Here is an 11,979-nt window from a genome sequence, read left to right on the forward strand (position 1 = left end):
TCAAGTAAACCAGGAGTATGGATATGAGTTCAACAAACACGGAATCTGGCAATCCATCCTGTCATGAACGTACGGAAACTGGCCAGCATCACCACCATCATGTTCATGGCGGCAGCGCAGTAAGCCAGGAACTGATGATCGAAGGCGCTGGTTGTGCCAGCTGTGTGGGAAAAATCGAATCCGCCCTAAAAGCGATACCGGGTGTGGAAAACGCGGAAATGAATTTCGCTCAGCGAACCGTTAGCGTGTTCGGTTCGGCGCCTGCCGAGCAATTGATAAAAGCCGTTGAGGGCGCCGGTTATAACGCCAAAATCAGCCTTGCTGACAATGAAGACGATGCATTGGAGGAAAAAGAAAAAGCTGATTGGGCTTACTACAAACGACTGATGCGGGAAATGACCATCGCCCTCAGTCTGGGCGTGCCGCTGATGATTTACAGCATCGTAGTCGGCGAAATGACGGTAACAAGCACTGGTGGGCGCATTGCCTGGTTGGCTGTTGGATTACTGACACTTGCGGTGATGGTGTTCTCTGGCAAACACTTTTATGTCGGTGCCTGGCAATCCTTTAAAAATCACTCGGCCAATATGGATACCTTGATTGCTTTAGGCACAGGTACGGCGTGGGTGTATTCGATGGTGGTGGTGTTTGTTCCTCACTTGGTGCCGGAAATGGCGCGCCATGTTTATTTCGAGGCGACCGCGATGATTATTGGTTTAATCGATCTCGGTCTTGCCCTGGAATTGAAAGCCCGCGGTCGTACCTCTGAGGCTATTAAGCGCCTGATTGGATTGCAGGCGAAAACGGCGCGGGTTATTCGCGATGACAAAGAACTGGATATCGCTATCGAACAGGTTCTACTGAACGATGTGGTCCGCGTGCGCCCAGGTGAAAAAATTCCCGTCGATGGTGAAGTGGTTGAAGGGCATACGGCGATTGACGAATCCATGCTCACCGGCGAGCCGATGCCGGTTGAAAAAGCCACTGGGAATACCGTAGCGGCGGGCACCATCAATAAATCCGGCTCAATTTTGTTTAAAGCTACCCGCGTTGGTAAAGACACGGCGCTGGCGCAAATCATCAATATGGTCAAGCGCGCACAAAACTCCAAGCCGCCGATTGGTCGTTTGGCTGATGTCATCTCGGCATATTTTGTACCGGTGGTGATGATTATTGCTGTGGTGAGTGCCTTGACCTGGCTTAATTTTGGACCGGAACCGGCGGTGGCATTTGCCATAGTATCGGCCACGACTGTATTGATTATCGCCTGTCCCTGTGCGCTGGGGCTGGCCACGCCGATGTCGGTGATGGTGGGTGTGGGTAAGGCCGCAGAGGCGGGCGTGCTGATTCGCAACGGAGAAGCCCTGCAAACCGCGTCGAAGATAACGGCGATGATTCTGGATAAAACCGGCACCATTACCCTGGGTGCACCGAAGGTCACCGATGTACTGGTGGCGGGTGAGTATGATGAGCAGGCGGTGTTGCGATTGGCAGCAACGCTTGAATCCGGCTCTGAGCATCCGTTGGCCATGGCTATTGTTGAAAGTGCTCAGGAAAGAGGGATCGAAATGGGCAAGGTGTCCAATTTTAACGCCATTGCCGGCCACGGTGTGCAGGCGGAGGTGGACGGAAAAACACTGTTATTCGGCAATGAAAAGCTCATGCGCGAGCGCACCATTGAGCTCGGTGATTTTGTCGAAAAGGCCCAGGCGTTGGCCGCCGAGGCTAAAACACCGATGTATTTCGCTATTGATAATCAACTTGCAGCGATTATCGCTGTGGCCGATCCGATTAAGGAAGACTCCATAGCGGCCATCAAGCGTTTGCAACATAACGGTATTCGGGTGGTGATGCTCACCGGCGACAACCGCGCCACAGCCAAAGCGGTAGCGGAAAAAGCCGGTATCAAGGAATTCTTTGCTGAAGTACTGCCGGAAGAAAAATCCAAAAAAGTGCAGAAGCTGCAAATGGAAGGCGAAGTGGTGGGCATGACGGGTGACGGTATTAACGATGCGCCGGCCCTGGCTATCGCCAATGTCGGTTTTGCTATCGGCACCGGTACGGATGTGGCCATTGAGAGTGCCGACATAACACTGATGCGGGGTTCGTTACATGGCCTGGCGGATGCCATTGCCGTCAGCAAGGCTACGTTGCGAAATATCAAACAAAATCTATTTGGCGCCTTTATTTACAATGTCGCCGGCGTGCCTTTTGCAGCCGGGGTGTTGTATCCATTTTTCGGTTTGCTGTTAAGTCCGGTGATTGCCGGTGCGGCGATGGCGTTTTCATCGCTGACAGTTGTAACCAATGCTAATAGGCTGCGCTTCTTTAAAGCGCAGGAGCACTAATGAGAATGACGGGAAGAGGGCGTTGCGATGATGATTATTAATATTGCGGGTTTAGCGCTAATTGCACTGATTGTGTGGTGGTTCTGGCTCTACAAGCCGAAAGAAGCCGAGCTGGGTGAAAACGATCTGGTGATTACTGTGGAAAACGGTACCTATTCGCCTTCGCGCATTAAAGTGCCGTCTGGAGAACCGGTAGAAATCAAATTTATGCGCAGAGATCAATCGCCCTGTTCTGAAACTTTATTGATCCCCGAACTGCAAATCAGCGACACCTTACCGTTGAATAAACTGAAGACCATTCAGCTGCCAGCAATGTCATCCGGCGAGTATGCGTTTCATTGTCAGATGCAGATGTACCGTGGACAAATCACGGTGCAATAAGCAGGAGGCCAATGAACATCAACAAAGTCACGGCCATTTTTGACGAGTTTCGCCTGAAAAACGTGGAAGAAACTTTGATTCGACATGGGGTGAAGGATTTTACCTTGCATCTAGTTCGTGGGCGTCTGTGGATACACAATAAACGCGGCGCAACAGACAACGATTTTCAATTACACAGGTGAGGTGTGACATGGCGACTCAAAAAACATCATTCTGGTTAACACCCAAAGGACTGGCGGCACTGGGACTTATCGGCGCGGTCACATATTTTCTGCTCGTCGAGCACCGGCAACACGTCTGGCAGTTTTTGCCCTTCCTGATTCTCCTGGCCTGCCCCTTTATGCATCTGTTTATGCACGGCGGTCATGGCGGACACGGTGGGCATGAGCAGCATGAGGGTGGGTCCGAGCAGGATGCCTATCAGCGGGGGCTGGAGGAAGGCCGTCGGGAAAACGAACACCGTCATCACCATTAATCCAACAATATAACAGGAGAAAAAGCATGCACGGTGAATCGGCTTACGGCCTCTGGACGCTGGTGATACTCAATTCAGCGATATTTATTTTCTTTGCCTTCAGTTTTACCAAGCCGCAAACCAAAACCGACTGGCGAAGCTTTGGCGCTTTCTCCGCGTTTATTATTGCCCTATTTACCGAGATGTATGGCTTTCCATTAACCATTTATTTTCTCTCCGGTTGGTTGGCGGAAAAATATCCTGGCATTGATTTTCTGTCCCACGAAAACGGCCATCTTCTGCATACCCTTTTCGGTTTTGAAGGCAACCCTCATTTTGATCCGCTGCATATCGCCAGTAATGTCCTGATCATTTTGGGTTTCTTTTTGCTGGCCTCGGCGTGGAGTGTTCTGCACAAGGCGCAGCAGACCCGTTCGCTAGCGACTACCGGCTGGTATGCCCGTTGCCGCCACCCGCAGTACATCGCATTTATCCTGATCATGTTTGGATTTCTGTTGCAGTGGCCGACGATCCTTACCGTGATTATGTTTCCGGTTCTGGTAGTGGTTTACGTGCGACTCGCTAAGCGTGAGGAGCGCATGGCATTGAAGGAATTCGGTGATGACTATCGCCGCTATATGGAAGTCACGCCGGCATGGATTCCGAAATTTAACGTCGATAAAACTGTTTCCAACTGATGAGGGTACTCCGATGAAAAAACTAATCTCCACTTTGGTAATAGCCGCCGCGATTTCTTCGCCCGTCTTTGCGGAAAAAGGGCACGAACATGGCGACAGTAAAGATCAGCCGATGGGCGGAATGATGATGGGCCATGAGCAAATGATGGCTATGCATGAGCACATGCAAAAGATGCACGACATGATGGGAAAGATCAAAGCCGAAACCGATCCGGAAAAACGCCAGCAACTGATGCAGGAACATATGCGAGTCATGCAGAAGGGTATGCGATTAATGGGTGATGGCATGGGAATGGAAATGACAGTAGGTGAGTCATCAAAAATGGACGACATGGATATGATAAAGCGCATGGACATGATGGAAGAACGAATGGGCATGATGCAGATGATGATGGGGCAAATGATGGATCATGAGTCTGAATCCCAAAAAACACCTGTCCACAAACACAAAAAATAGATGGGTTGCTTACTCAACCTGTCGATTGGAGGAAAAACACTATGAATGAGCATCGATCGGGTATCAATCCAGGTTTTTTAACCAAGCATACCTTGAGCGTGTGCGGGATCAATGAAAACAATACCAAAGCGATTGTTGAGGAAATTGATGAACTTCCCTGTGTTGACAGCGTTCAGTTCGATGCACGTAGAAAAACCTTAAAAATCGCCTACGACGCTTCTCATCACAATATCGATGAAATGATCGCCATTGTCGAAAAGCATGGTGCGGCAATAAAAGACAGCTGGTGGTCCCGAACCAGGCTGAGTTGGCAATGGCAGACCGATGAGAATATCAGGGATAACGCTAAACATGAGGCGCACTGCTGCAACAAGATGCCGCCTCATTAGATGAAAGAGAAAATGAGCAACAAAGAACATCGATTAGGTGTCTCGGAAATTAATCTGGTGAGGGGCCAATTGACGTTGGAACCTGTCGATATGACTAGCAGTCTGTTGAGAAATGCAGTTTTAAGCATCCTGTATACCTTGCAACGAATGCCCAGGAAGAGGGCTGACCATTATATTAAGGGGGCATGAATGGAGGAAAAAGACGATCGTTCGACACATTATGACGAGGGTAGTCTCTCTCTGTCAGGTACGGTGATGCTCGGGACTGGGGTGATGATCGGCGCAGGAATATTTGCGCTAACCGGGCAGATGGCAGAGATGACTGGTGCATTATTCCCATTGGCATTCCTCGCGGCCGCGATCATCGTTGGTTTCAGTGCTTACTCATACATCAAAATATCCAATGCCTACCCATCAGCAGGGGGGATCGGCATGTATCTGCATAAGGCCTATGGCGACCGGTTGCCCACTGCGTTTAATGCACTACTTATGTATTTTTCGATGGTCATCGCGCAGAGTTTTCTAGCGCGTACGTTCGGTTCTTACACCATGCAATTATTTGGCGGTGACCCTTCAGGGCAAATGACTCCTATACTCGGCGTCTCCCTAATTCTGGCGGCGTTCATTGTGAACCTGTTGGGTAATCGGTTGATTCAAGGGGTTGCAGGGTTTATCGGCCTACTGAAAATTGGTGGAATTCTAATCTTTGGTCTCGTCGGCATCTGGTTAGCTGATAGCCTGGCAGTGGACTTTGACCATGTAAGCGAGACCGGTTCAGCCAGTAATTTCCTCGGCGCCACAGCGCTGGGGATTCTGGCATTCAAAGGCTTTACCACTATTACCAATAGTGGTTCCGAGGTGATCGATCCACACCGCAATGTTGGTCGCGCCATTGTTATTTCGATTGCTGCCTGTGTCGTTATCTATACATTGGTTGGTTTTGCGGTGGCCAGTAACCTCTCACTCAGGGAGATTATTCAAACTCGAGATTATTCCCTGGCTGCGGCCGCTCGACCTGCACTCGGTGAGTACGGCGTGTGGTTCACCGTTGCGATTGCCATGCTGGCGACGGCGGGAGGGATTCTTGCCAGTATTTTTGCGGTCTCCAGAATGCTGGCGATGCTAACGGAAATGAAGTTGGTGCCCCATAGCCATTTCGGTATGCCGGGTAGCATTCAGAAACATACATTGGTGTACACCGTGGTTCTTGGACTTGTGCTCACCGCGTTCTTTGATCTTTCCCGTATAGCAGCACTTGGCATCATATTCTATCTGGTGATGGATATCGCCATTCACTGGGGTGTTCTGCGCTACTTGTTGGACGATGTTAAAGCCAAAAGCTGGGTCCCCGTTACCGCGATTATATTAGATTCGCTTGCACTAAGCGGGTTCGTTTGGGTGAAGTTGAATTCAGATCCATTTGTGTTGGGTGTGGCCGTTGTCACAATGATGCTAATCGCGATCGGAGAGCAACTATTCCTTGGATCTGAAAAACGAAAGCAAGCTGTGTCCCAAAGTCAGGCGCATGAACATCATCATTAAAAATCATGTGGAGGAAGCCTGCCAGGCACAGAACGGGACTCTAGTGGTTAACTTTTGTTGTTTGGAGAATGGTAATGGATCAAGTTAGCACACTTAAAGCGATCTATATGGGCATCGACACCCACCAGGAACTGGTGGTGTGTATGCGCAGCTATCGTGACTTTTTGAGACTCTAATCGATGAGTCAATCCACAACTGAGAAAAAATTATGCAAATTGAAACCTTAAAAGATGTGCTGCACTGGACCCGGGAATTTCACCAACATCTCAGTCAGTGCTTATCCCATTGCGCAGACAAGAATACGGATGAACGGGCCCGGATGATTCTTGCTTACCTGTCCGATCACGAAAAAAGTCTCACAAAAGTTGTCAATGGCTTCGAAACCTCGGGCGATGAACATGCGCTGAACACCTGGTGTATGGAATATGTGGCAAAGCATCCTATCGTCCGACATGCACATTGCGACGCGCCTTTTGCCGAGCTTGATGCCGCGCAAATCATGGAGGTGATTGTCGATCAGCATCAGCAGGTGATTGAGCTGTATCGCTATCTCGCCTCAAGGGCGGATATCCCCTCTGCCAAGGAGTTGATGGAATCACTCCGGTCGCTGGAGGAACACGAAATGATGCGTATGGTGCAGTCTGCCAACCGGTTCGGGGATATGTAGAGACACTAATTTATTACAGATACACCACCATAAACGGAGGAATAGTCATGACACTTAATGCGTTCAAATTCGGGATAGCCAGCGCGATTACCGCGGCGATACTGTGGCTGGCTTGCAGCCTGTTGGTGATGTTAATGCCCGCCATGATGTTATCCATGTCTGGGGAAATGGTGCATATGCAACTGAATGAGATGGGTTGGCATTTGACATTCACTGGCGTTGTTGTGGGACTGGTGGCTTGGTCAGTGTCAGCGGGTATCGCCGGGTGGTTGCTGGCGGCTATTTACAACCGCTTGCAGTAAGCCGATGGATTATGAGGTGCCATATCAGTGACCATGCCCTTCCGAGTCTTGCCCACGTGCGGTGAGTATCTGGTATTGATCGGAAGATAATTCCGGCAATCGCTGCAGGAACGCTACCATGTTCCAGATACGTTTGTCGTCATGCCCCGGTCCCCAGGCTGGCATGCCCGAGGCCTTGATGCCGTGTTTAATAATCCAGAATTGTCTCTTAATGGCTTCGTCGTCATTATCGGTGTTACCCGCATGGTCGTGTCCATGTTCATCACCCGTTAGTGTTAAATTGGGTGGTGCGGGGTATAGCCCCAGGGTGAAATCAGTTTCGGTTCTGCCCGGCTTCAGATGGCACCCTGCACACATATCATTGTAGTCGGCGCCACCTGCCAGTAACCGCTCCGGTGCGTTTAGGTCGCTAGGAACCTTAATGTCACTGGCGGCGCGTGCGACGGAACGTTCACGCAAGGTTTCCAGCAGCCAGTAGGTCAGCCGATTGTGGGGAACGTCGGCGCCTATTGGATAGAGTCCGGAATACAAAAACGCCAGACCGCCAATGATCGATATCGCTGCTGCGATAAGCAGACATTTACCACAGGTTAGAAATTTGAAAGCGGCCATGACATCTCCATCCGGTTTGAATCTTAGCAATATCGCTCGAAATGATAGACCGTGGGTCGTCAGTGTTTGTGTTCAATCGATTCATCATTCGCGGTGTGTTCTTTCTGTACGCCGTCTTCTTGGTTTGCGTTTTCTGAAGCTTGATTATCTTGGTGCATGTCTTTCATACACTGCTGCATCATGGCCTGCATCACCGGATCATTCATGTCCATCTTGCTGTGATCCATATTTTTCATGGCGGTGCAATCCGGTTTTTCAGCGTCTTTCATATGTTCTTTAGGTTCATGGGCCTGTGCTGAGAAAGCGATGCCCAGTGTGGAGAACACGATGATAGTGGCTAGTGTTTTCATATTCATAAAGGTGTTCCTCATAGGTGTTTAAAAAGTTTCTATATCAACTTGGTGATTGTTAAAACCAGAATCGCAGTCCCGCGACGAATTGGGTGCCTGACGTATCTTGGCCTGCCGCGCGGCGGTAATCGGCTGTGTCGCCATAGGTGTCTGTCCATTCCACACCGATGTAGGGAGAAAATTGACGGCTGAATTCGTAACGCAGGCGCAAGCCCAAGGCGAGATCCGAGAGGCCCGACCCCAATCTATTATCAAGATCATCCTTGCCATACAGATTCAGTTCCGCGCGGGGCTGTAAAATGAGCCGCTGTGTCAGCAGCAACTCGTACTCGGCCTCGGCAGAGAGTGCGGTCCGACCGTCGTCGCCAACATAGGCAGTCACATCCAGCTCAAACCAGTAGGGCGCCAGGCCTTGCATACCAATTGCCAGCCACTGGCGATCCTTACCTTCGTCATATTGGTCAAGTCGAACGCCGAATTGGGTGTCGAAATAGGCGTTGAGCGCATGGCCCCACAACAGCTCGGTAGAACTTTCTTCCAGCGTGCCGTCTGCGATATCACCCTCCGCTTTGATGACAAAGCGGTTGTAGGTGGTGCCATACCAGGCCTGTATATCGTAAACCGTGCTATCGCTGTCTTCCTGATACTCCAGGCGATCGCCCAGAACGGACCAGAAGGCGTGCTCGTCCGCCAGTTTCAGTTGCCGTGGCCCCGGCTGTGCATAGGGGCCTTCGGTCAAGGTGTAACCGTCGGAATAAGCGTGGGGATCGCGGGCATCGGCTGGCGCACTACCACCCTGCATTTGCATATCGCCGTGATCCATTTGCGCCAGGGCCGTATTTACTTGAAGGGCACCGACAATAACAACCAGTGTTGTGAGATATTTCACCGTATTAAGTCTCATGACACCACCACCTCGCGGAACATGCCCGCATCCATATGGAACAGCAAATGACAATGCCAGGCCCAGCGGCCCAGATCATGGGGTGTGGTCAGGTAGCTGATGCGCTGCGCTGGTTGCACGGGAATGGTATGGCGGCGCACTCGCAATTCACCCTGGTCAGTTTCCAGTTCGCTCCACATACCATGTAAGTGCATGGGGTGGGTCATCATGGTGTCATTTTGCAAAATGATTCTAACGCGTTCGTTATGACGCAAGGAGACTGGTGTGCTTTTGCCGAATTCAAGCCCGTCGAAGGACCAGCTATAGCGTTCCATATTGCCGGTAAGGTGTAGTTCCAGCTCTCTTGCGGGCGGGCGGCGGTCATCCAGCACACCATCGATGGATTTCAGGTCGGCCAGCGTCAGCACGCGGTGGCCCTGTGGGCGCAGCCCACGCTGGCTTAAGTTACGCAGGCCAATACCGGGGTCGTCGAGATTGGTACTTGGCGTATCCACCCGTTGGTCAACCGAAGCCCCGTATTCGGTTCGGGCGTGGCGTATGGTAGATGAAGGTTTGGCAAGCGGGTTCTCAGAACCCTGCTGCATGCCGTGCATACTGTGGTCCATGGCCATACCGCCGGACATTTGGGAATGATCCATCTTGGTTTGGCCCATGGAGTCCATTTTCATCATGTCGTGGCCCATGGCGCCACCACCCATTGCTCCCATCATATCCTTCATGGTTAACCACTCGGGGGGATCGGGCTCTGGCACCGGTGCGATCAAGCCCTGTTGCACGGCCAGAGTGCCGCGGGCATAGCCGCTGCGTTCCATGCTCTGGGCGAAGATCGTATAAGCGTCGTCCTGGGGCTCGACCATGACATCGTAGGTTTCGCCGGGGCCAAAGCGGAATTCATCCACAGTGACCGGCTCGACATCCTGGCCATCGGCCTGGATCACCGTTAACTTCAAACCGGGAATGCGAACATCATAAAAGCTGTTGCTGGCGGCATTGATAAACCGCAGCCGTACGCGATCACCGCGCTGGAACAAGCCGCTCCAATTGCCCGCCGGGGTGGTGCCATTCATCAGGAAGGTGAGGGTGGCCGCCGACAGGTCCGCCAGATCGGTCGGGTTCATCCGCATCTGGTTCCACATCTGGCGTTTTTCCAGTGCCGCCTGCAAGCCCAGCTTGGAGACATCGGCTGTGAAATCGAAAAAGGTGGGCTGATTGAAGTTATAGACATCGCTTTGCACTTTCAGCTTGCTGAAGGCGCGCATCGGGTCTTCGTCGGTCCAGTCGGAAAGCTGTACCACGTAATCCTGATCGGCGCGGTGTCTTTCGCCTGCCCGTGGTTCAATGATCAGGGCGCCGTACATGCCCGTGATTTCTTGAAAGCCGGAGTGGCTGTGGTACCAGTAGGTGCCGCTCTGCCGTAGCGTAAAGCGGTAAACAAAGGTTTCCCCCGGTGAAATACCTGGGTAGCTGATTCCCGGTACACCATCCATTTGATAGGGCAGCAGTATGCCGTGCCAGTGAATGGAGGTGGCGACCGGCAAGCGGTTAGTGACGCGGATGGTGACGTCATCGCCTTCACGCAACCGTAGCGTCGGTGCCGGGATGGAGCCGTTGATAGTGGTCGCCATGCGAGTGACGCCAGTGAAGTTGACGGGTGTTTCGGCAATCACCAAATCGATTTCACGGCCGCTGAGCACTGGCGCTGAGTCCAGCGCGGTCGCGCCTTTTGCGGCGGCCTGCAACCAGGACGGTGTGGAGGCCAGCACGCCACCGGCTGCCAGGCCCTGCACGAAGCGGCGGCGACTAAGCTGCCAGGGCTGTTTGGGTCGGGGGAAACCATGGGTCATGAGTCAATCTCTTTTGGGATAAGTGATGGTTGTTCCACGTTCTGACTCCGCATACTAGCGAGCCGAGCCTGTCACCCGCATGACTCCTGGATGACAACCTTGTAATCCTGCAAAATTGTCGCTAGGTGTGATGATTCGAGTTGCCGATTTAGGGTTGATGAATGGCTCTGGGGAGCAGGGTATGAAAAAAGCTTGCGGCTACCCCATAACACTTGCCTTGAGTAGCATCCATATTGCCATGCCAAGCATCATGAGGTTTTCAGTGAGCGATATAAATCCCAAGGGGACGTTACTCTCGCCACCTACACAGGCGCACTTGAGCTCTCTTTTGTCAATGTACACGGCTTTAAATACCGAGACGGCACCGACAATCCCTATGAAAAAGGCAATTGGTATCGATACAAAAGGCAATACTCCGGCTATCATTAGCAAGCCTGCCAGGCCTTCACCATAGGGATACACGTACCCGTAAGGCACCCATTTTTGGGCAAGAAGATCATAGTTAAGAAACATGGTCGAAAAGCTTTCGACATCACGTATTTTCAAATAGGCAAGACCACACATTGAAAAAGCGATGAACCACTCGAAAGTGCGTAAAGACAGCCATTGCCCTTCAACAACCGAAGCCGAACCCGTGGCCATCAGAAAGGTCATAGAAAACAGAGCAATAACGGGCCAGTAAGTTTGTTCATTTTTGTCTTTTGGTTCTTTCCTAAAATACACAAGTAGGTCGTCGTACCCACCGATTCGGTTACCTCCCAGAAAGGTCTGAGGAGTGGTTTCAACATTATGCTTGTGCTTAAAAGCTTCGGTTTCCTCGTGATTTTTAAGGTGATGATCTTCTACCTGGAACCCTTGGGTCTCTAATAAATGTTTCGATTTTAAGCCATAGGGACAGAGATGATCCGTAACCGTCCGGTGAACCCCATACTTAATTCAAGTTTGCAAATTTGATTCGTGTATCTATAGTTCACGGTAGGCACAGGATGTGCTTATTGCAGGGAGGCGTTCTCAGGATGAGAGGACACTAC

General features: G+C 51.3%; 15 protein-coding genes and 1 pseudogene. 10 read left to right on the forward strand and 6 right to left on the reverse strand.

Going from position 1 to position 11,979, the window contains the following annotated elements:
- The first annotated feature begins 17 nt into the window (after positions 1–17).
- The 10 genes from G411_RS0115780 (at position 18) to G411_RS0115835 (ending at position 7,238) form a co-directional block, all read left to right on the forward strand.
- Positions 18–2,348 (forward strand): heavy metal translocating P-type ATPase, encoded by a 2,331-nt coding sequence (locus G411_RS0115780; RefSeq protein ID WP_022960186.1) that lies wholly within the window; start codon positions 18–20, stop codon positions 2,346–2,348.
- A 27-nt stretch (positions 2,349–2,375) separates the two neighbouring features.
- On the forward strand, positions 2,376–2,729 hold the full coding sequence (locus G411_RS0115785) for a cupredoxin domain-containing protein (protein WP_022960187.1): 354 nt from the start codon (positions 2,376–2,378) through the stop codon (positions 2,727–2,729).
- 11 nt (positions 2,730–2,740) lie between these two features.
- On the forward strand, positions 2,741–2,911 hold the full coding sequence (locus G411_RS22290; protein WP_022960188.1) for a hypothetical protein: 171 nt from the start codon (positions 2,741–2,743) through the stop codon (positions 2,909–2,911).
- Between the two features lie 8 nt (positions 2,912–2,919).
- The gene (locus tag G411_RS21920; protein WP_022960189.1) at positions 2,920–3,204 is read left to right on the forward strand and encodes a DUF2933 domain-containing protein; all 285 of its coding nucleotides are present in this window, start codon (positions 2,920–2,922) and stop codon (positions 3,202–3,204) included.
- Positions 3,205–3,230: 26 nt separating this feature from the next.
- On the forward strand, positions 3,231–3,881 hold the full coding sequence (locus G411_RS0115800; protein WP_008296010.1) for a methyltransferase family protein: 651 nt from the start codon (positions 3,231–3,233) through the stop codon (positions 3,879–3,881).
- A gap of 13 nt (positions 3,882–3,894) precedes the next feature.
- Positions 3,895–4,338, forward strand: a complete 444-nt coding sequence (locus tag G411_RS0115805) for a hypothetical protein (RefSeq protein ID WP_022960190.1) — start codon at positions 3,895–3,897, stop codon at positions 4,336–4,338.
- A gap of 41 nt (positions 4,339–4,379) precedes the next feature.
- Entirely contained in the window at positions 4,380–4,727 is a 348-nt protein-coding gene (locus G411_RS0115810) for a hypothetical protein (protein WP_022960191.1), read from the forward strand.
- A gap of 189 nt (positions 4,728–4,916) precedes the next feature.
- Positions 4,917–6,269: an APC family permease gene (locus G411_RS0115820; protein ID WP_008284552.1), complete on the forward strand. Its 1,353-nt coding sequence runs from the start codon at positions 4,917–4,919 to the stop codon at positions 6,267–6,269.
- A gap of 208 nt (positions 6,270–6,477) precedes the next feature.
- Positions 6,478–6,936 carry a hypothetical protein gene (locus G411_RS0115830; RefSeq protein ID WP_022960192.1) on the forward strand — a complete coding sequence of 153 codons (459 nt, stop codon included), beginning with the start codon at positions 6,478–6,480 and terminating at the stop codon, positions 6,934–6,936.
- Between the two features lie 47 nt (positions 6,937–6,983).
- Positions 6,984–7,238, forward strand: a complete 255-nt coding sequence (locus tag G411_RS0115835) for a DUF5676 family membrane protein (protein ID WP_022960193.1) — start codon at positions 6,984–6,986, stop codon at positions 7,236–7,238.
- 24 nt (positions 7,239–7,262) lie between these two features.
- Here G411_RS0115835 and G411_RS0115840 read toward each other — a convergent pair whose 3' ends face one another.
- The 6 genes and pseudogenes from G411_RS0115840 to G411_RS22585 all read right to left on the reverse strand — a co-directional run.
- The gene (locus tag G411_RS0115840) at positions 7,263–7,850 is read right to left on the reverse strand and encodes a c-type cytochrome (protein ID WP_022960194.1); all 588 of its coding nucleotides are present in this window, start codon (positions 7,848–7,850) and stop codon (positions 7,263–7,265) included.
- 59 nt (positions 7,851–7,909) lie between these two features.
- On the reverse strand, positions 7,910–8,206 hold the full coding sequence (locus G411_RS0115845) for a hypothetical protein (protein WP_022960195.1): 297 nt from the start codon (positions 8,204–8,206) through the stop codon (positions 7,910–7,912).
- 52 nt (positions 8,207–8,258) lie between these two features.
- Positions 8,259–9,104, reverse strand: coding sequence for a copper resistance protein B (locus G411_RS0115850; protein ID WP_022960196.1), 846 nt, complete (start codon positions 9,102–9,104; stop codon positions 8,259–8,261).
- Positions 9,101–10,948, reverse strand: a complete 1,848-nt coding sequence (locus G411_RS0115855) for a copper resistance system multicopper oxidase (protein ID WP_022960197.1) — start codon at positions 10,946–10,948, stop codon at positions 9,101–9,103. The genes G411_RS0115850 and G411_RS0115855 overlap by 4 nt, the downstream gene beginning before the upstream one ends.
- 198 nt (positions 10,949–11,146) lie before the next feature.
- On the reverse strand, positions 11,147–11,590 hold the full coding sequence (locus tag G411_RS22580; RefSeq protein ID WP_425423267.1) for a MauE/DoxX family redox-associated membrane protein: 444 nt from the start codon (positions 11,588–11,590) through the stop codon (positions 11,147–11,149).
- Between the two features lie 114 nt (positions 11,591–11,704).
- A pseudogene (locus G411_RS22585) lies at positions 11,705–11,884 on the reverse strand (glutaredoxin domain-containing protein); the annotation flags it as partial.
- Positions 11,885–11,979 lie beyond the last annotated feature (95 nt).

Origin of the sequence: Spongiibacter tropicus DSM 19543 (genome assembly GCF_000420325.1) — a bacterium.
Classification (GTDB): domain Bacteria; phylum Pseudomonadota; class Gammaproteobacteria; order Pseudomonadales; family Spongiibacteraceae; genus Spongiibacter; species Spongiibacter tropicus.

Bases quoted from the DNA above. Each gene is read 5' to 3' on its own strand.
- G411_RS0115780 (WP_022960186.1), top strand. From the start codon at position 18: ATGGATATGAGTTCAACAAACACGGAATCTGGCAATCCATCCTGTCAT.
- G411_RS0115785 (WP_022960187.1), top strand. From the start codon at position 2,376: ATGATGATTATTAATATTGCGGGTTTAGCGCTAATTGCACTGATTGTG.
- G411_RS22290 (WP_022960188.1), top strand. From the start codon at position 2,741: ATGAACATCAACAAAGTCACGGCCATTTTTGACGAGTTTCGCCTGAAA.
- G411_RS21920 (WP_022960189.1), top strand. From the start codon at position 2,920: ATGGCGACTCAAAAAACATCATTCTGGTTAACACCCAAAGGACTGGCG.
- G411_RS0115800 (WP_008296010.1), top strand. From the start codon at position 3,231: ATGCACGGTGAATCGGCTTACGGCCTCTGGACGCTGGTGATACTCAAT.
- G411_RS0115805 (WP_022960190.1), top strand. From the start codon at position 3,895: ATGAAAAAACTAATCTCCACTTTGGTAATAGCCGCCGCGATTTCTTCG.
- G411_RS0115810 (WP_022960191.1), top strand. From the start codon at position 4,380: ATGAATGAGCATCGATCGGGTATCAATCCAGGTTTTTTAACCAAGCAT.
- G411_RS0115820 (WP_008284552.1), top strand. From the start codon at position 4,917: ATGGAGGAAAAAGACGATCGTTCGACACATTATGACGAGGGTAGTCTC.
- G411_RS0115830 (WP_022960192.1), top strand. From the start codon at position 6,478: ATGCAAATTGAAACCTTAAAAGATGTGCTGCACTGGACCCGGGAATTT.
- G411_RS0115835 (WP_022960193.1), top strand. From the start codon at position 6,984: ATGACACTTAATGCGTTCAAATTCGGGATAGCCAGCGCGATTACCGCG.
- G411_RS0115840 (WP_022960194.1), bottom strand. From the start codon at position 7,850: ATGGCCGCTTTCAAATTTCTAACCTGTGGTAAATGTCTGCTTATCGCA.
- G411_RS0115845 (WP_022960195.1), bottom strand. From the start codon at position 8,206: ATGAATATGAAAACACTAGCCACTATCATCGTGTTCTCCACACTGGGC.
- G411_RS0115850 (WP_022960196.1), bottom strand. From the start codon at position 9,104: ATGAGACTTAATACGGTGAAATATCTCACAACACTGGTTGTTATTGTC.
- G411_RS0115855 (WP_022960197.1), bottom strand. From the start codon at position 10,948: ATGACCCATGGTTTCCCCCGACCCAAACAGCCCTGGCAGCTTAGTCGC.
- G411_RS22580 (WP_425423267.1), bottom strand. From the start codon at position 11,590: ATGGCCACGGGTTCGGCTTCGGTTGTTGAAGGGCAATGGCTGTCTTTA.